At 35.8% G+C, this 19,122-nt stretch carries 14 protein-coding genes and 1 pseudogene; 1 reads left to right on the top strand and 14 read right to left on the bottom strand.

Annotated elements, in window-relative coordinates; translation table 11 throughout:
• Nucleotides 1–70: 70 nt before the first annotated feature.
• From MTP09_RS01355 to MTP09_RS01310, 11 genes and pseudogenes are all read right to left on the bottom strand, one after another.
• Nucleotides 71–364: a hypothetical protein gene (locus MTP09_RS01355; protein WP_243549933.1), complete on the bottom strand. Its 294-nt coding sequence runs from the start codon at nucleotides 362–364 to the stop codon at nucleotides 71–73.
• Nucleotides 365–1,236: 872 nt separating this feature from the next.
• Entirely contained in the window at nucleotides 1,237–3,363 is a 2,127-nt protein-coding gene (locus MTP09_RS01350; RefSeq protein WP_243549931.1) for a heavy metal translocating P-type ATPase, read from the bottom strand.
• On the bottom strand, nucleotides 3,363–3,809 hold the full coding sequence (locus MTP09_RS01345; protein WP_243549930.1) for a methyltransferase family protein: 447 nt from the start codon (nucleotides 3,807–3,809) through the stop codon (nucleotides 3,363–3,365). Before MTP09_RS01345 ends, MTP09_RS01350 begins: the two co-directional genes overlap by 1 nt.
• Before the next feature lie 165 nt (nucleotides 3,810–3,974).
• Nucleotides 3,975–5,261 carry an efflux RND transporter periplasmic adaptor subunit gene (locus MTP09_RS01340; RefSeq protein WP_069798653.1) on the bottom strand — a complete coding sequence of 429 codons (1,287 nt, stop codon included), beginning with the start codon at nucleotides 5,259–5,261 and terminating at the stop codon, nucleotides 3,975–3,977.
• Nucleotides 5,262–5,267: 6 nt separating this feature from the next.
• Nucleotides 5,268–9,635 carry a CusA/CzcA family heavy metal efflux RND transporter gene (locus MTP09_RS01335; RefSeq protein WP_243549926.1) on the bottom strand — a complete coding sequence of 1,456 codons (4,368 nt, stop codon included), beginning with the start codon at nucleotides 9,633–9,635 and terminating at the stop codon, nucleotides 5,268–5,270.
• 234 nt (nucleotides 9,636–9,869) lie between these two features.
• On the bottom strand, nucleotides 9,870–10,160 hold the full coding sequence (locus MTP09_RS14485) for a DUF6660 family protein (RefSeq protein ID WP_396022232.1): 291 nt from the start codon (nucleotides 10,158–10,160) through the stop codon (nucleotides 9,870–9,872).
• A 94-nt stretch (nucleotides 10,161–10,254) separates the two neighbouring features.
• A complete protein-coding gene (locus tag MTP09_RS01330) occupies nucleotides 10,255–10,662 on the bottom strand; it encodes a Fur family transcriptional regulator (protein ID WP_076782015.1) in 408 nt (135 codons plus the stop codon).
• A gap of 89 nt (nucleotides 10,663–10,751) precedes the next feature.
• Nucleotides 10,752–10,958, bottom strand: coding sequence for a GDCCVxC domain-containing (seleno)protein (locus tag MTP09_RS01325; protein WP_071840018.1), 207 nt, complete (start codon nucleotides 10,956–10,958; stop codon nucleotides 10,752–10,754).
• Nucleotides 10,958–11,560, bottom strand: a pseudogene (merTP, locus tag MTP09_RS01320) (mercuric transport protein MerTP). The gene MTP09_RS01325 and the pseudogene merTP overlap by 1 nt, the downstream one beginning before the upstream one ends.
• Entirely contained in the window at nucleotides 11,554–11,931 is a 378-nt protein-coding gene (locus tag MTP09_RS01315) for an ArsR/SmtB family transcription factor (RefSeq protein WP_243549924.1), read from the bottom strand. The pseudogene merTP and the gene MTP09_RS01315 overlap by 7 nt, the downstream one beginning before the upstream one ends.
• Nucleotides 11,932–12,360: 429 nt before the next feature.
• Entirely contained in the window at nucleotides 12,361–13,647 is a 1,287-nt protein-coding gene (locus MTP09_RS01310) for a DDE-type integrase/transposase/recombinase (protein ID WP_243549922.1), read from the bottom strand.
• 835 nt (nucleotides 13,648–14,482) lie between these two features.
• On the opposite strand from MTP09_RS01310, the gene MTP09_RS01305 reads away from it, so the two are divergent.
• Nucleotides 14,483–15,478, top strand: coding sequence for a site-specific integrase (locus tag MTP09_RS01305; RefSeq protein WP_243549921.1), 996 nt, complete (start codon nucleotides 14,483–14,485; stop codon nucleotides 15,476–15,478).
• A gap of 653 nt (nucleotides 15,479–16,131) precedes the next feature.
• Here MTP09_RS01305 and MTP09_RS01300 read toward each other — a convergent pair.
• Genes MTP09_RS01300 through MTP09_RS01290 form a run of 3 tightly spaced genes read right to left on the bottom strand, consistent with a single transcriptional unit; the run spans nucleotide 16,132 to nucleotide 19,112 of the window.
• A complete protein-coding gene (locus MTP09_RS01300) occupies nucleotides 16,132–18,264 on the bottom strand; it encodes a heavy metal translocating P-type ATPase (protein WP_243549919.1) in 2,133 nt (710 codons plus the stop codon).
• Between the two features lie 36 nt (nucleotides 18,265–18,300).
• Nucleotides 18,301–18,864 (bottom strand): DUF305 domain-containing protein, encoded by a 564-nt coding sequence (locus MTP09_RS01295; protein ID WP_228438156.1) that lies wholly within the window; start codon nucleotides 18,862–18,864, stop codon nucleotides 18,301–18,303.
• A gap of 38 nt (nucleotides 18,865–18,902) precedes the next feature.
• Nucleotides 18,903–19,112 carry a GDCCVxC domain-containing (seleno)protein gene (locus MTP09_RS01290; RefSeq protein WP_115172502.1) on the bottom strand — a complete coding sequence of 70 codons (210 nt, stop codon included), beginning with the start codon at nucleotides 19,110–19,112 and terminating at the stop codon, nucleotides 18,903–18,905.
• Nucleotides 19,113–19,122: the final 10 nt, after the last annotated feature.

The following is a 19,122-nucleotide window of genomic DNA, read 5'->3' as shown; positions in this document are numbered from 1 at the left end:
AATCCAGTTTTTTTAAGTATTTGAATTTTACAAAACTTGCAACTATATCGACTTCTGGAAATAAAGTAGCTTAGTTGAAACCAAAGCTTTCCAGTTGTTGTAATATTTGAGTTTTAGACTTTTTATCGATAATAATTCGTTGATCTGAATCACTTCCTCTTTCAATCCATTTTTTGTTAAATTTAGCCATTGGCTTATATAACCCGAAAACAGTAAATAATGATGGACTAATACCAAAAATTAAGAATGCCCCATGTTGCTTGGCAATCCTTGGGTTGTCAAGTTTAGGTTTAACGGCATAAACAGAAGAAACATCTTTCGGATCGAGATTTATCTTCACGAATGTTATGTAGTAATTTTCCAAAATATGTTTGACTGCATACTTCAATTGAGTCCTGAAGTTCTTTGCGGAAGTGACTTTGCAACTTTTCAACAAAAAAATATCTAAAAATGTTAACTTCTGAATTTGTTACAAGAGGAAACCTTACTTTAAATAAATTTAGAAAAGAATTAAAGACATGCTGAAATGGGTGCCCGACATTTTCTTCGTAGCCCTCAATTATCTTCTCTTCATTGTCATTTAAAAAATTTAAAACTTTTGGGTGAATTTCATCAAAATGCTCATGTAGTTCCACAGTGAGTTTTTGTTTGAACCAATAAAGCAATGTAAGTCATCATTTTACTGACAGTATGCAAGTTAGATAATTTTATAAAAGCAAAAGGCATCGTATAAACCATTAAACAATCCCCGATTTAGTCCCTGATTTTAGAAGTAGGGACTAGAAATACCCGCATCAAAATCTACACAACATTAATTATTAACGTACTGCCAACAGCCTGCGGAATTTCCTCTATAAATGTCAGTTTAGAAAATACGGAAAAAATTGATGCTGATTTTTTAGCTAAGTGACCAACGAGCAGTAGATCTGAAATTCACTAGTTGAATTTGGGTAATTTTAGTATAAAAGCGACCTCGATTTAATGGTGACTTATTCAGACCATCGAAGAATATCTGGCACGCGGTCGTCATTGCGGTATGTGCGTCGGCACATAGGAATATTGCTGTGCGCGGTGGCGAAAGTGAATAATGCTGCTATATCATTCAGCGGAGAAACAGTATTTTATTTGACGATTTATGTGATCAACTATTAGATTTTTGCACCATTTTTCTGCGTCTATACGCAACACTTAATTTTTTACCCAGAAAGAAAAAAAACGGACCGAAGCCCGCTTTGTTTAAAATTTCATTTTCTGAATCCTTACCGCATTTAGTATGGCAAGCAATGCTACGCCCACATCTGCAAAGACTGCTTCCCACATCGTGGCTAACCCCCCTGCTCCTAATACCAAGACCACTGCTTTTACTCCAAAGGCCAACGCGATGTTCTGCCAAACAATTTTTTTGGTTTGCTTGCCAATATTAATGGCCATTGGGATTTTTGAAGGTTTGTCGTCCTGAATTACCACATCAGCGGTTTCAATGGTGGCATCACTCCCAAGGCCACCCATCGCTATGCCAACATCACTTAAAGCTACAACCGGCGCATCGTTGACACCGTCGCCAACAAATGCAACCGTTTCATTCCGTGCTTTTATTTCTTTGACTTTATTCACTTTATCTTCCGGCAATAAATCGCCAAAAGCATTAGGTATGCCCAGTTTTCCTGCTACAGCTTTGACTACCGTTGCTTTATCACCGCTCAACATTGTAACATTTACTCCTAAACTTTGAAGTTTCTGTACAGTTTCGGCAGCGTCTTCTTTGATGCTATCCGCAATGGTAAGGTATCCCGCAAATTTTCCTTCATAAGCAATGGCAATCAATGTTTCTACAATATCGTTTGGATTTACATCATATTGGATATTAAATTTATCCATCAGTTTAAAGTTTCCTACCAATAACTCTTTTCCGTTAACGATAGCTTTTAATCCGTGACCTGCTATTTCTTCTGTGTTTTCTAATTTTAGGGAATTGTCAATTTCTCCTACATATTGATGAATGGCTGTGGCAACAGGATGTGTACTTTGACTTTCTAAGGCATTTACCAATTTCAGAATTTCGTCTTTATTTAATTCAGGTTTCAAATTAACTTCCTGTACTTTGAAAACGCCTTCGGTCATTGTTCCGGTTTTATCCATCACAACATTCTGAATACCTGCAATCACATCTAAAAAGTTACTTCCTTTGAATAAAATCCCATTTTTTGAAGCGGCACCAATTCCACCAAAATACCCTAAAGGAATACTGATAACCAAAGCACACGGACAAGAAATAACCAAAAACACTAATGCTCTGTATAACCATTGACTGAACAAATAATTATCAACAAAAAAGTAAGGAACAACAGTAATAAGCACTGCTAATAACACAACAATTGGTGTATAGATTTTTGCGAATTTTCTGATGAATAACTCTGTTGGTGCTTTTTGTGCAGTAGCATTCTGAACCAATTCCAAAATCTTTGAAAGCTTGCTATCGGTATATGCCGTGGTTACTTTTACCTGTGCAACTGTGTTTAAATTTATCATTCCTGCTAAAACAGTTTCGCCTTTGGTTTTGGTGTCGGGTTTGCTTTCGCCAGTTAATGCTGCGGTGTTGAATGCTGCCGTTTCGGATAATAATTCGCCATCTAATCCTAATTTTTCTCCGGGTTTTAATTGAATGATATTGCCGATGTTGACGGTTTCTGCTTTTACAGTTTTAGGTTGGTTATTTTCTAAAATCGTTACTTCATCGGGTCTTTGGTCGAGCAAGGTTTTGATATTGGCTTTGGCTCTTGTAACCGCCAAAGTTTGAAACACTTCGCCAACCGCATAAAACAACATTACGGCAACTCCTTCCGGATATTCGCCAATGACAAAAGCTCCGATAGTGGCAATGCTCATCAATAAAAATTCTGAAAATACATCGCTTTTGCGGATGCTTTCAAATGCTTCTTTAATAACAGGAAATCCGACTGGTGCATAAGCTATTATATACCAAACAGCTCTTACCCAACCTGTAAACCAGGATTGCGGTAGCCAATTATCAAAAGCAATAGCAATCATCAATAGCACGAATGAAATGATTGCAGGCAAGAACATTTGAAGGGTGGACTTATTTTCATCGTGGCTATGGTCGTGTCCATCATCGTCTGAATGTTCGTTGCTGTGGTCGTGGTCTAATTCTTCTTTGAACCTTGTACCGTGAAAATGACCATCGCCTTTGAAGTGGCGCTCTCTTGTTTTTTCTTCAATAACGGGTAAGGCTTTGGCACCTTCCTGCTGCACCAATTTTTCATCGGCTTTTTCATTTATTTTTGCTTCCTGCGGCGAACAGCAAATTTGCTTGCCTTGTGCATCGTATTTATGTTTGTGCTCCATTAGAGTAGTCTTTTAGTTGTTTTTTTATAAATTAAATATTGTTCTCCGTGTTGTTTTTCCAAAAACTCTTCTTCTAATCTTATCTGAATTTGAATAACGATATAGGTAGTAAGCATCAAGAAAAATGTAAGTGCATTGGGTAGTATAAAAAATATTCCTGCAACACTGATTATCATTCCCAAAAAAATCGGGTTCCGGCTGTAAGAGAATAATCCTTTTGTGATTAATTCGGTTTTGTTATTTTCATCAATACCGACACGCCAACTGTTACTCATTTGATATTGCGCTACTGAAATCCATAGTAATGAAAGGTGTATCAGTATTAATGCAATGATTAAAAACACGTCTTTCATTAAATTAGAAATCGGTACTAAATATTGATACATTTTATCGCTGAACGAATAGATGAATACCGCAACGAAAAGCAATGCTATCAATACTTTCATCACAAAACCGATATAGTCGTGTGCAATATCTGTTTTGCCAAAAGTTATGGGATTGATGCCAGTTTGCTTGTAGGTTCGGTATTATGGTGGCACAAAAGCTACCATAATATACAACACCAAATACACCGGCAAATAAAATTTTAGCCAAATCATAGCGTTCAATTTTTAATGTTCGTGACCACCTGCATTGCTTAGTTTTGCATTGACGAAAAACGCACCTTTTACTACAATCTTTGCATTGGCAGGAATTTCATTTACAAATGTTACTGCGGTGTAACCCATATCAGATACGCCTTTTAGCACTTCTACCTTTTCAAAATTCTTAGCCGTTTTATCTTCTTTATGGTCTTTTTCTTCGCCCTCTTTGTGGTTGCCTTCTTTTTCTCCTTCTTCGTGATGGGCTTCTGCTTCTTTGTCGGTTTGTACAAAAATGTAGTATTTGCCATCGGCATTTACAATCGCATCATTGGGTACAGCTGGAGTTGTTACATTGCTAAGACTGACAATACCAGTGATGTTCATTCCATCAATTAAACCACTTTTATTACCATTTACACGACAATGAACGGCGATGGTTTTGCTCTCGTTTTCAAAGGATGAACCAATGCTGAAAACTGTAGCATCATACTCAGCAGTAGGATTATTGGTTAAAGTAAAATGAATAGTTTGTCCAACTTTTACCTGTGGTAAATCTTTTTCAAACACCTGTAAATCTAAATGCAATGAACTGTTATCTACAATTTCGATAACCGGCGAAGAAACATCTACATAACTTCCAATTTTGGCAAAAACGTTGCTAACCGTACCATTCAGCGGACTGGTTACGACCAATGCGGATTTTAAATTTCCGTTTGATACCGAACCTGGATTGATGCCCATTAATTGTATCTGCTGTTGCAAGGAAGCTCTGCGGGTTCTTAAACTGCTTAATTCGGCAGTAGCACTTTGCAGATTTTTCTTTGCACCTGCATTGCCTTCATTCAGTTCTTTTTGCCTTGCTAATTCCTGTTCTGCAAACGTAATTCTGCTTGCTGTACTCAAATATTCTTCCTGCAATTGGATGAACTGCGGATTGGCAATGGTTGCAATAACCTGACCTTTTCTTACATAATCTCCAATTTGAACTTTCAGTGTTTTTATGACACCGCCATACAAAGAAGTGGCGTTGGCTTTATTGTTATTGGGAACTTTCAGATTTCCGTTTGCTTTGATGGTTGCTGTTAATTCCTTGTGTTCAATGGTGCCTAATTGTATGCCTACCGTTTTTATTTGTTCTTCGGTAAGTGTGGCAATGGTTGGCGTTTCTTCCTCGTGTGGTGCTTCTTCTTTTCCTGCAGTTTTGGTTTCGGCAGATTTATCTTCTGCTTTCTTATCATTTTTACAGGCAGAAAAAGCAAATAGTAAAACAGCTATGGCTGTCATCAACGTGATTTTTTTTATATTGAATTTCATTTGTACTTATTGATTGATGAATGAATAAATATTGATTACAGATTGGTTGACCTGCTGAATACTTTTGAGGTAATTCAACTGAATATCTGTTGCGGTTTGCAAGGCAAAAAGATATTCTACATAACCGATGTCGCCTGTTTTGTAACCCAATTGTGCCGCTGAAACAATTTCTTTAGCATTAGGCAAAGCTTCTTGCTGAAAATAATTGAACTGCTTCATATCCTGCTGGTATTGCAACAAAGCATTTTGCATTTGCGTTGCCAATGTTTTCTGTTGCTGTTGTGCATTGGCTTCGGCTGCTTGCTTTCTATAATCCAAAGATTTTATCCTTGCCTTTGTAGCACCGTAAGTAATGGGAATTGCGATGCCAATGTTTACAGAATTAAATCGGTTTCCGCCATTGAAAAACTTCTCAGCTCCATTCACATTTTGAAAACCAATTAAAGACTGATTGACATAACCAATCGTAAAATCGGGTAAACCTTGCGCCCGCTCAACTTTTTTGGTTTGTTCGGCAATTGTAGCTTCCTGATACAAAGATTGAATGATTGGATGATTGGCTACAGCATCATTATCCAACAAATTTGAAATTTGTAATGGTTGATAATTTCCATTTTCTGTAATGGAAAAATCTTCTTTTGTATTCATCAATGTTTTCAGATTGGAAATGGCATTGTTTAAGAAAACTTCATTTTGTTTTAATAACAAATTGATTTCGCCTTTCTTGGCTTCTGCCGTACTGATGTCCACTTTTTTGGTGTCGCCCGTTTTGTAACGAAGCTTTGCAATGCCTATGAAATTGTTGTACAAACTGTCTAATTCCTGTAGTTGTTTTTGATTGTGCTGCAAGTACAAAATTTGATAATAATAAGTACGCACTTGGTTTTTTAATTCTAAAACACTCAAGTTCTTCTGCAATTCTTTGCCTTTAATTTCAGCATTAATCAACTCCTTTTTTGCACCGAATAATGATGGAAAAGGAATGGTTTGCGACACCTGAAAAGACTGGTCGAACTTTACACTGTTGTACTGTCCCAACTGTGCATTAAAATCCAATTTGGGTAATTCTCCGGCTGTTTTTTTCAACGCTTTGCTTGCATCAATTTCTAAATCTGAAGCTTTAATGGTTTGATTATTTTGCAGGGCAATATTTATCGCATCGTCAACGTTAGTTAAACTTTTTGTCTGTGCATTTGCTGTAAAGCCTACCATTGATAAAAGCAATACAATTATGGTTACAATAGGTTTCACTTTGGGTTTTCTTTTTAAATTAATTTTTGAATTAAAAATGATGTAGAGTAATGGCAGAACGAACAACGTAAGGAAAGTTGCCGTAATCAAACCACCGATAACTACGGTTGCTAAAGGCTTTTGAACTTCTGCACCTGCACTGCTACTGAGTGCCATCGGTAAAAATCCTAAGCTCGCAACGGTTGCTGTCATCAATACAGGTCGAAGTCTTATTTTTGTTCCTTCGATTACTCGTTTGAAAACATCTTTCATTCCTTCTTTTTCCAATTGGTTGAAAGTACCTATCAATACAATTCCGTTGAGAACGGCGACACCAAACAAGGCGATAAAACCAATTCCCGCACTGATGCTGAAAGGCATTCCACGAAGCATTAAAGCCAATACACCACCAATGGCACTCATCGGAATTGCGGTAAATATTAAACCTGCCTGTTTGAAGGAATGGAACGTGAAATAGAGCAAAACAAAAATCAATAACAGAGAAATAGGAACGGCTATCATTAATCGATTGCTGGCTTCTTTTAGATTTTCAAACTGACCGCCATACGTGAAATAATATCCCGGTGGTAATTTTATTTGTGCATTTAATTTTTGTTGAATTTCTTCCACCACACTTTGCACATCTCTGCCTGCAACGTTGAACCCGATTACAATTCTTCTTTTTCCTGCTTCACGGCTTATTTGCGCCGGACCTAATTTATAATCAATCGTAGCCACTTGCGATAACGGAATTTGATTGCCTGTAGAAGTTGGTATCATTAAATTATTTACATCTTCGATACTGCTTCTGTGAATACTATCTAACCGAACCACCAAATCAAATCTTCTTTCATTCTCGAAAACCACACCTGCACTTTTTCCTGCAAAAGCAGTACTTACCACATTGTTTACGTCTTCTACATTAATTCCATAATTGGCTAAACGAGTACGGTCATATTCAACATTTATTTGTGGTAACCCACTCACACGTTCCACCTGCGGAGCTGTAGCGCCTTCTACGGTTTGAATAACTTTGCTTACTTTGTCGGCATTCAACGCTAATGTATCTAAGTTTTCGCCGAATATTTTTACCGCCACATCTTGCCTGATACCTGTCATTAACTCATTGAAACGCATTTGTATCGGCTGGTTTTTTTCAAAGAACACACCAGGTATTGCTTCTAATTTTTCATTGATAGCATCTCCCAATTCATCATAACTTCTGCCACTTTTCCATTCGCTTTGAGGCTTTAGCAATACCATCATATCAGTAGCTTCAGGTGGCATTGGGTCGGTTGGCACTTCTGCCGCTCCGGTTTTACCTACTACCATCTTTACTTCGTCAAATTCTTTAATAATTCTTGAAGCTTGCATAGAGGTTTCTATACTCTGGCTCAATGAACTGCCTTGTGGCAAAATGCAATGAAAGGCAAAATCGCCTTCCTGTAACTGTGGTATAAATTCGCCACCCATTCGGCTGAATAAAAAAAGGCTAAAAGCAAATATGGCAACGGTTATACCTACTAGCCAATATTTTATTCTGATGGCTTTTTCTAACAATGGCTGGTATTTTCTTTGTAGCCAATTCATCATCCTATCCGAAATAGTTTCTTTGTGTACTGGCTTCTTAGATAGGAATAAAGCACACATCATCGGGATGTAGGTCAAAGACAAAATCAACGCTCCAAAGATTGCAAAACCTACTGTTTGTGCCATTGGCCGAAACATTTTTCCTTCAACACCCACCAAAGTCAAAATAGGAATGTAAACGATTAGGATAATGATTTCACCAAAGGCTGCACTATTACGAATTTTGGAAGCTGAGGTAAATACTTCATTATCCATTTCTTGCTGTGTGAGCCTTTGTGTAGATTTCCTTAAACCTAAATGATGCAATGTGGCTTCTACAATAATTACCGCACCATCTACAATTAATCCAAAATCTATTGCTCCCAAACTCATTAAATTGGCACTTACGCCAAACACATTCATCATCGCTAAGGCAAACAGCATTGCTAATGGAATAGCGGATGCTACTATCAATCCCGCTCTAAAATTCCCCAAGAAAAGAAACAAAACAAAAATGACAATCAATGCACCTTCTATCAAGTTTTTTTCTACAGTACTGATTGCTCGGCCAACTAATTCTGTACGGTCTAAATAGGGTTCAATAATAATATCTTCGGGTAAGGATTTTTGAATAACTGGTAATTTCTCTTTGATGCGATTTACAACCTCATTGCTGTTTTCGCCTTTCAACATCATTACCACACCGCCAACTGCATCTACTTTGCCGTTATAAGTCATTGCGCCATATCTTACCGCATTTCCAAAACGTACATCTGCTACGTCTTTTATAAAAATGGGAATACTGCCTCCATCTTTTTTTACACTGATATTTTTTACATCATCTAATGAAGTAACCAAGCCAATTCCACGGATGAAATAAGCATTCGGTTTTTTATCAATGTAGGCACCGCCTGTATTTTGGTTATTTTTTTCTAATGCGGTAAAAATATCGGTAACGCTTACACCCATTGCTTTTAAGCGATTTGGATTTACTGCTATTTCGTATTGTTTCAGTTCGCCACCAAAACTATTTACTTCGGCAATTCCGGGAGTTCCATATAATTGCCTTGCTACAATCCAATCCTGCATTGTGCGTAGGTCTTTTGCATTGTATTTTTTTTCACTGCCTTTTTTCGGATGGATGATGTATTGATAGACTTCTCCCAATCCGGTACTTACTGGTGCAAGTTCTGGCGTACCAATTCCTTTCGGGATTTTCTCTTCGGCTGCTTTTAATTTTTCGTTGATAAGCTGACGGGCAAAATAAATGTCTACTTTATCTTTAAATACTACTGTAATTACCGATAAGCCAAATCTTGAAATACTCCTTGTTTCTTCTATATCTGGAATATTGGCAATGCTTTGCTCAATAGGGAAGGTTACTAATTGTTCTACTTCTTGTCCTGCCAATGTGGGGCAAACCGTAATTATTTGCACCTGATTATTAGTAATATCGGGTACGGCATCAATGGGTAGTTTTGTGGCACTCCACACTCCCCAAATGATGAGTAACAAGGTCATTATCCCAATGACGAGCTTGTTTTTGATGCTGAATTTTATAATGTTATCTAACACGTGTATCTGTTTAATTTTTTGATAAATAAATTATTACCTCTTGCCATAAGAAGCCAACAGATAATCAAATAACTATTGGATGAAGTGGATAATGCCTGTAATTATTTCTATAAACAAACATTCATAGAAAATACATAACACGAACACGCTAACAGTACCGTAAAGCCAATAAAAGGCATACAATTACTGAGGCTTGCAACAAACCATCAATAGCATTAAGAAAATCTGTAAAAATTAAACATTAAACTTGGGTGGGTTCCAGATATTTCCTTGGTAGCGGGAAATTAAGGTGTAATCACGGATTGTGATTTTTTTAGTAACGAAAGCAAGTTTAGGTTGCTTGATTTCAAAAGGTTTGAAATGGTAAGTAGCAATACTTATACTACAACAATTGCAATAGCAAAAAGGACTACAATTGTCGTCGCTATCCTGGTTATGGTCGTGAGATTGGGCGGTTTCAAATTTAGGAACGGTATCTTCACTCTGATTGCTTGCATCGCTGCAAGGCAACGCTGCGAGTACCATCAGGTAAAAAGTCCATATTGTGAGAAACCATTTCATTAGGGTACAAATATAGAAAAATAATTTGTGCAATCGGATTGCAAAGTTTCAGATTGTTTTAATTGCATCTGTCACACCTTCCTTTGAGAACCAAATTGATACCTTCTAATTTAAAATTTTGAGGAAGATTAATGCTCGGTATTTCTGCATCTGTAAGGCAAAAAGTCCGTTTGCATTGTGAGCAATGGAAATGCGTGTGCTGCTCCGAAGGATTACAACTGCAACCGGATTGGCAAAGTGCATATTTTACAACACCTGTTCCATCATCAATGGTATGAATAAGTTTATGCTCTAAAAATGTTTTTAAAGTTCTAAACAAAGTGACATTATCTGCATTTTCAAACAGTTCTGCCAATTCTTTATGACTAATGGCATATTGCTGTTTCAATAATTTTTCTACTACCAACAAACGCATTGCTGTGGGCTTTATATTTCTTTGTTGTAAAACATTTTCTAATTCAGTCATTGTCATTTATTTTCACCAAAACATATCCAATTATTTATTAAATATCCAGAGAAATCTGCATTCTCTCGGACGAGGTTGCTTCCAGTTTGTCAACAGCATTTTTTGTCTTGTTGTATTGGAGGACAAGGAACAGTCCCGTAACTGCAATACACACAACAATCGCCTTGCAATGGTTTTAATCTCGTCTTGCAATTTTCACATTCATAAAAATATTGGCAAGCATCTGTCGGCATTGTTTCCTCTTTTTTGTATCCGCAGTTTGGACAAGTTATTACTGATTGTAATTTAATTTCCATTATGATATAATTTTACTTTTTATTGATTTATAACCTGTCGAATTGATAGCTTTTTCAATTTCTATAATACTTGTTTGTTTGTTGTCAAACTTAACAATGGCATTGCCTTTCTCATAAGAAACCACAACTTCCACAATTCCTTTTAGTTTACTAACTTCCGTTATAACGTGGTGTTCACAACCTGATCAAGTCATCCCTTTGATTGTAAACTCAACTTTCTGAATTTTGGAAGTTTGGGTAATAATTGCTTTACTTTCGGTCTTTGGAAAAAAGATGTGAGCATAAAGCGGAAATGATAAAAGTAAAGCCGCCATAACGGTAATAATTCCTAAAAATGATTTTGTTTTCATAAAGTTTGATTTTTCAGTTGTTTCACAGTTGCAGTCAATTTTCTTTTGCGGTTTCAATTTTTGATACCAAGCAAAAGCAAGCACTAAAATAGTTAACCCGATAAAATATGGACGAAAAGGTTCGAGCCAAGAGAAAGTTGAAGCAAGTCCACTTGTTCCTGCTATGAGAGCCAAAACAGGTGTAATGCAACATAATGAAGCTGCTATTGCTGTCAAAAGTCCAGTCCCAATTAGTTTTCCGTCCGTTACCATATTGTTTCTAAATTTTTTTTATCGTCAAGTATTTTAAAAAATGGGTCCAACATTTTCTCATACTCTTTTGTCAATGAGTAAAAAATGGTTTGTGCCTCTCTTTCGGTTTTAATAAGCTTTCGGTCTTTGAGTTTTCGCAAGTGCTGAGAAATTGCTGAAATTGTCATACCAAGAATATCGCTTAAATCACAAACACAAAGTCGCTTTTCTTCATAAAGAAGAAACAGAATTTTCAACCTTACATTGTTTCCCGCCAATTCAAGTCCGTTAGACAAATAGTCAAACGAACCTTGGAGTTCTGAAACTCGTTCTTTACATCGATTAATTTGTTTAGTGTCTGCCTTTTGTCTTATGCACGAAGTATTATCCATAGTGCAAATGTAGTAAATTTGCTTATTTAAGCAATTGCTAAAATATAAAAATGAAAAATAACTCTATCTGACTGTTTGTTTCTACTCTATATTTTCGAAAAAGGTTAGCAAATTTGCGTGTAAGTCTAATGTTGAAAATTCTCTTGTCCCGTAGTAGGTGACTTCTATTTCAGTTTTTTCATGGCTCCTTCTAATAGTTGAAAATTTCACTCTACGTTTTCTAAATTTCATAAAATGTAGTATTAATAAGGGTTGTATAATATTATAATTTCTAAAATAAGTGGTACGAATTTTCGTACCACGTTTTCTTTTACTACAAATGTAGCATTTCTTTTAAATTTAGTTTTTTAAGAATAAAAATTGTATGTTTTAATAAAACTTTATTTAGAATATATCTTAAAACTTTATTTAATTCTTGGCAATTCTACTTTATGGGCATACTTTCCCGCAAGAATAATTTTTGTTATGGACAATTCTTTCTTTGTTTAATTTTTCAAAATAGAGTTTGGTGTTTTTTAGTTCGGGTTGGTTATAGATTTCAGTTGGGGTATATATTTTATGAAAGTAATGTGGTTTTATATTGTTATATTCATCAATTGCATGGTCTAAATAATTTTCTAATTCTTCAAAATTCAATGTTTTATCTTTAAGATAGGTTTGTTTCAATATCCTATTATTGCCTTCAATCATGCTGTTAGAAAAACTTACATCTTTCAAAGCCACTTTTTTATAAATCCCAACTTTACAATTTTTAATAAACTCATGAATATTGATATTGTTATTTTCAGTTCCACCATCTACAATTAAATCTATGTTATCCGTTTCCATGTTTTTATTTCCAAATTGTTCTACAATGGCACTTTTTAAACTTATTTTACCAGATAAGGTATGGTTCACATTCCAAGATAATATTCTGCGAGAAAAATTATCCATTAAAGTATAAATGTAAGCCCAGTTTCCATCAGATGTTTTAAATCTTGTAACATCCATATGCCAAATTTCATTCGGCTTTTCTGCTCTTACAGAAATTCTTTTTCTCTTTTTATAAAATTTCTTTCTGTTTTGTCCTAATCCTAAAAGTTTAGCGTAATGATACCAAGATTGTATAGACATAGATATTTTCCCATCTTTTACGGCTTTTCCCCAAACAGAACCACTGCTCCAATGAAGAAACTTATTGTCCTTAAGTAATCTTTTCATTGTAATAATTTCCGTCCAACTAATTTGTCTGCTCTCTCTTTTATAGCAAACCCAAATAAGAGATTCTTTGCATTCATATCTTCTCATTTTTTGCCATTGCCCAAACTGAAACGGTGATATTTTTAAAAACTTTAAAATCAAATTTTTGCTTTGTGTAACAGAAATCAGATTTTCTATCAAAGGAACTAATTGTCTATAATTGCTTTTAATAATCTGCTTGAATTTATTTTCATCTATTAATTCTATTATCATAAAATAGACCTTCAAAAAAGAAACAAATGTTTTTCTCATTTGTTTGGCTCTGTTATCGGCAATTAACTTCAGTTCTTCGGTAGTACATTGGGCAATTTCTTCGTACTGAGAACCATAATATTCAAGATTATTTTTCTTTTTCCAATATTGCGAAGTCGTTTTAGGGATTTCTTGTAAAAATTCTTTGGGAAAGATTTGCTTTTCAATTCCAAGAGAATAGCAGAGTTTTACGTTGGTGTGGTAACGAGAATAACATTTTGACATTTGCATGTTCTAGATTTGAGTCAAAGATAAAAAGTGAAGACAAAATATCTAAAGTATCAATTAAGAAATTTAGAATAAGTTTGTAAGTAAGAAAAATGTGAAAAATAACTTCAATACAATACAAAAATTTAGCAAGTCATTTCTAAGCCTGAGTAAAAAAGTAACAGCGTATTTTTAGGTGTTATTAAAATTGATATAGTTTATTTTATTTATTGTATAAAAATAACTTAGGTATAACAATTCTTTTTTGAATTTTAAAATTTTTTAATTTTTAATAATGTTTGTAATCTGAACTATATATGATTTTTATATTGTTTTAGATGTCTGGAAAATATTGAATTTTATTTTGGCAAGATGTGTCTTTGTGCCCACAATTTTTCAAATTGGGTTTCAAAGAATTCTTGCCTTCCTGTCGGAAAGGATTTGAAAAAACTCGGAACTCGTTTTTCTATTTTGAAAGGTGATTTTGAAAAATTGTTTTTTTGAAAAAGTGGTTTTAAAAAACGGAACTACCCACCATAGAAAATTGGAACATAAAATGAGATAAAGACATTAATTTTAAGTGTATTTAATTCAAAATATATTCATAAATTTACAATCTAAGATTTAAGCAAAAATTGTTGTATTTCACATGGTGGAATAATCGGTTACCTTGAAAATCTCCCTTTCCAAAAAATTGCCTATCAATCGGTGTTTGGAAAGATATACATATTCCTAAGGAAAAGATGTAGAGATTTCCAAATGGAGTTCCGCTCAAAATCGTTTAAAAGGTAATTCTGAAGAAGCGAGAGCTATAAATAAGTATTTAGACATCTTGAAATCTAATGTTCTAGTTTTGGAAAACAAATTAGCGCTATCAAGGGAAAGTTTTGATGCAATAGATATTAAAAACCTATTAACAGGTGCAAATACTACTGAAAGATACCTCATTCCAATTTTTGAAGAACACAACTCCAAAATAGAAAAACTTTTAGGTAAGGAATACGCACCAGCTACACTTAAGAATTTTAAAACTTGTTTGGCTCATTTGAAAGAATTTTTGTGGAAGTTTCATAAAAAATCCGACATTGATATTCAGAAACTGGAACCATCATTTCTAAACGATTTTGATTTTTTCTTGCGAACCAAACCCAATATCAATAATAATTCAGCAGTAAAATACACCAAAAATTTAAGTAAAATATTAAAATTGTGTTATCAGAATAATTGGATTGAAAAAGATTTGGTAATTTTTTACAAAGGTAAATTCCATGAAGTAAATGTTAATTTTCTTACGGAGGAAGAAATAAAAACAATTAAAAATAAAGATTTTATTGGTAGTGGGTTAAATATAGTTAGAGATATTTTTATTTTCAGTTGTTACACAGGATTAGCTTACATAGATATTTTTAACCTTACAAAAGAACAAATTACTATAGGTGTTGATGGAAACCTTTGGATAATAACAAATCGTCAAAAAACAGGAATAAATTCAAATATTCCCTTGTTACCAATAGCAGAAGAAATTATTAAAAAGTATGAAAATCATCCATTAGTTTCCAATTCTGGAAAATTGCTTCCAGTCTATTCAAACCAAAAAGTAAATGAATATTTAAAAACAATAGCTGATAATTGTAATATCAATAAAAAACTTACTTTTCATTGTGCAAGACACACATTTGCTACTACTGTTACTTTATCTAATAATGTCTCAATGGAGAGCGTAAGTAAAATGCTTGGTCATAAAAGCATTAAAACTACTCAACATTATGCTAAAATATTGGATAAAAAAGTAAGTGAAGATATGAATAATTTAAAAAAAATACTTAATCAGAAAGAAGGAATTTTATGAATAAGATAGATATTATTTTTTAGTAATTGTAATGGATATGCTTATTTTATATAGGATTGGTTAATGATACAGTTTAACTTAAAAAATCTATTTCTATCTATAATGATAAGTTTAAAAAAAGTTCCAATATTAATAATTAGTTATAGAAATTATTAGATATTATGATTAAGACTCTAATTACATTAATTATGATAGATATTGCTTTTTTAAGTATTTAGAAATTGATTTTTTTAATTATAGTTCTGCGAGTTGTAGAATTAAATAAATCCAACTTGACAATAGAAATAAAAAGCTACCTTCTATTCCCAAAAACAGTAAATTAGAATTTTAACGGATATAAATTTTAATATATCTGAAATATTTTATATAAACTATATTTTGGATACCGTGTTGAGTTTATTAATATACTCAGACATAAGAGACTTTGAAGAGCGAGTATGTAGGGAGATTTAGAGATCACTTTTGGTTTTTGTATTTATTTTGACCTAATGAGCGATTGGAAGGTGTAGCCCATAAAGGCTTTGCATGTTGCTAGGAAGGCATTATGTTATTTGCTACGGCAGAGCGGGGAGGTTTAAGTACAAAATGTAAAAAGACGCATCGCTGCGCCTTTAATGTATAAATAGAAGTGTGACTTTTGTTAGATTTGGACGTTACTTCTGATCTATTTTAAGGAGACTTGCATTAAGTGCGACCACGATGGTGCTTACACTCATCAGCACTGCGCCCATGGCGGGACTCAGGACATATGTAGGATACAGAACACCCGCAGCAAGTGGAATAGCCACGACGTTGTAGCCCACTGCCCATACGAGATTCTGGATCATCTTGCTGTAGGTTTTCTTTCCAAAATCTATCATTTTCACCACGTCTCGAGGGTCACTGTTGACCAGAATAATATCTGCGGTTTCGGCAGCAACATCAGTTCCGCTGCCAACTGCAATGCCTACATCTGCTGCTGCCAAAGCCGGTGCATCATTTACGCCGTCACCTGTCATCGCAACGATTTCCCCTTTATCCTGAAATTCTTTTACTTTTTCCTGTTTGTGGTGCGGAAGTACATTTGCCAAATATCCGTCCATTCCTAACTGCTTTGACACCGCCGCCGCTACCTTTTCGTTATCACCTGTAAGCAGGAATGATTTAATGTTCATGCTTCGAAGTTGGTCAATAGCTTCTTTTGCGCCTTCGCGAATGGTATCTGCTAAAGAAACAATACCCACGGGCACGTCATCAATCAAAATAAAGTTCACTGTTTCTGCATCCTGGTTGATTTCTTCCGGAATGGCAGGTACCTGTTTATTGTTTTGAACAAAATAATTAGGACCAGCCGCGACAACCGATTTACCGTTTACGATTCCTGTCACTCCAATTCCCTGCATGTAGCGGAAACTGTCTGACTTCCATAGCTCCAGTTTTCTCTCAGAAAGGGTCTGCATGATTCCTTTTGCAATATGATGTTCGGAGTTCTGCTGCACTGCTGCTGCATACTGGAGTAAATCGTTTTCCGAATAGTGTTCCGTTAGAGGAATGATTTTCTGCACAGTGTGGGAACCTTTCGTAAGGGTGCCGGTTTTATCGAAAATAATGGTCGATAATTTTCTGGTGGTTTCAAAAGCCGTGCGGTTTCTGATGAGTAAACCATTTGTCGCTGAAAGTGTAGTGGAAATGGCCACCACCAGAGGGATTGCCACTCCTAAAGCATGAGGGCAGGCCGTTACCATTACCGTTACCATCCGTTCCAGAGCAAAAGCCAAATCTCCCATGGTGATGTACCAGTAAGCGAAAGTTCCTACTCCCACCACAATTGCTACTATAGTAAGCCATTTGGCTACTTTATCCGCCAGATTCTGAGTGTTCGACTTTGCTGCCTGCGCATCCTGAACCAAATTAATGACCTTATTGAGGTACGAATCCTTTCCAACCCCTGTTGCTTTTATCTTTAAAGCCCCGTCTCCATTGATAGACCCTGCGATAACCTTTCCACCGGACTCTTTTCTTACAGGAACACTTTCTCCGGTCAGCATGCTTTCATTTAAATAGGAACTGCCCTCGACAATCAGACCGTCAGCGGCGACTTTTTCGCCCGGTCTTATGATTACGGTATCTCCGTTTTTCAGCTGTTCCAGTTTTATTTTAACCGGACTTCCGTTCTGCTCGACGGTTACGTCATTTGGTAGTAAGGCAACTAGAGATTGCAACGCTTTTGAAGCAGCCATCTGCGAACGCATCTCGAGCCAGTGCCCAAGAAGCATGATCACAATTAAGGTGGCAAGTTCCCAGAAGAAATCCATGCCCGGCAGCCCGAATACGACTGCAACGGAATAGACATAAGCTACGGTAATCGCCAAAGCAACGAGCGTCATCATCCCAATAGCTCCGGCTTTCACTTCGCCCAAAAACCCTTTGAAAAAAGGCATTCCACCGTAGAAATAAATAATACTTCCCAAAACCAGAAGTACATATTTATCACCGTTAAAAGCAATTGTGAAACCAAGCCACTGCTGAATCATATGAGAAAGCAGAAGGACCGGAACGGTAAGTGCCAAAGAGATCCAGAATCTCTTCAGGAAATCCGGAGTATGATGACCTGCATGTTTGTCAAATCCCGCCGCTGAACTATCAGATTCTGAGTGATGATCATGATTCTGATGATGATGGCTGTGTTCGTCTTTTTCAGGTCGGGCGGTTCCTCCCAAGGGAATTAAGTTCATTCCGCAAAGTGGACATTTCCCCGGTTCGTCCTTCAATATCTGGGGATGCATGGGACAGGTGTATTTTTTCATAATTCATTTTTTTGCGTTAAATTCTGCTATTTGAGATTACTTCCGGGTTTGAAGTTCCTTAATTTTCGCCCTCATGACGGCAATTTCCTCCTCCTGTGCTTTGATAATTTCCTCGCCCAACTTTCTCACTTCCGGATCGACCAGATTACTTTCTTCGACCATAAGAATAGCCCCTGCATGGTGTGGAATCATGGACTTTAGGAACTGGACATCTCCCACGGCTGTCTGCTGCCGAATGCCAGACCAAAACAGCACCATCGCCAACACACCGACACCCATCAGTACCTTGTTGAGTTTTTTATTGGGATACATCTTTGCCATTAACAGCAGTTCGATGATCAACATAGGAGAAGCCATTAGTCCGGCCATATAAAACTGATTGATATTGGGAATCACATTGGATAACCGATCAACCATCGCATACATTAATATAAACATGGATACGAAGGAAATGAGAAGCATCCAAAACAACTTTTTGTATGCCCCGCTGTGATCCATTTGTTCACTTTCTTTTTTTGAATCCATATTCTGTGTAGAATGAGTTTTCCCCGAGGCACTATGGTCCGGAGAAACTTTGTGGCTGTGCGTTGATTTGTCCATTAAAATGGTTTTTGTTATTTAGTTAAATGTAAGGACTTTTAGCAACATTTCTTGTCCTGCTGAACTGGGGGACAAGGCACTGTTCCGTAACTGCAATACACACAGCAATCGCCCTGTTTTGGTGTTAAAACGGTCTTACATTTTTCGCATTCGTAGAAATACTGGCAAGAATCTGTAGGCATTGTTTCCTCCTTCCTGTGTCCGCAATTGGGGCAGGTGATTATTGACTGTAATTTGACTGTATTCATCTGTTTAATA

Origin of the sequence: Chryseobacterium suipulveris, assembly GCF_022811685.1 — a bacterium.
Taxonomy (GTDB): domain Bacteria; phylum Bacteroidota; class Bacteroidia; order Flavobacteriales; family Weeksellaceae; genus Kaistella; species Kaistella suipulveris.
Note: the sequence above shows the minus strand (reverse complement) of the source record. Positions and strands in the feature narration are given on the sequence as shown.

Coding starts and splice junctions, on each gene's coding strand:
- MTP09_RS01345 (WP_243549930.1), bottom strand. CDS start 3,809: ATGAAAGTATTGATAGCATTGCTTTTCGTTGCGGTATTCATCTATTCG.
- MTP09_RS01315 (WP_243549924.1), bottom strand. CDS start 11,931: ATGGATAATACTTCGTGCATAAGACAAAAGGCAGACACTAAACAAATT.
- MTP09_RS01340 (WP_069798653.1), bottom strand. CDS start 5,261: ATGAAATTCAATATAAAAAAAATCACGTTGATGACAGCCATAGCTGTT.
- MTP09_RS01310 (WP_243549922.1), bottom strand. CDS start 13,647: ATGTCAAAATGTTATTCTCGTTACCACACCAACGTAAAACTCTGCTAT.
- MTP09_RS14485 (WP_396022232.1), bottom strand. CDS start 10,160: ATGGTACTCGCAGCGTTGCCTTGCAGCGATGCAAGCAATCAGAGTGAA.
- MTP09_RS01295 (WP_228438156.1), bottom strand. CDS start 18,864: ATGGACAAATCAACGCACAGCCACAAAGTTTCTCCGGACCATAGTGCC.
- MTP09_RS01290 (WP_115172502.1), bottom strand. CDS start 19,112: ATGAATACAGTCAAATTACAGTCAATAATCACCTGCCCCAATTGCGGA.
- MTP09_RS01325 (WP_071840018.1), bottom strand. CDS start 10,958: ATGGAAATTAAATTACAATCAGTAATAACTTGTCCAAACTGCGGATAC.
- MTP09_RS01330 (WP_076782015.1), bottom strand. CDS start 10,662: ATGACTGAATTAGAAAATGTTTTACAACAAAGAAATATAAAGCCCACA.
- MTP09_RS01350 (WP_243549931.1), bottom strand. CDS start 3,363: ATGGAGCACAAACATAAATACGATGCACAAGGCAAGCAAATTTGCTGT.
- MTP09_RS01300 (WP_243549919.1), bottom strand. CDS start 18,264: ATGAAAAAATACACCTGTCCCATGCATCCCCAGATATTGAAGGACGAA.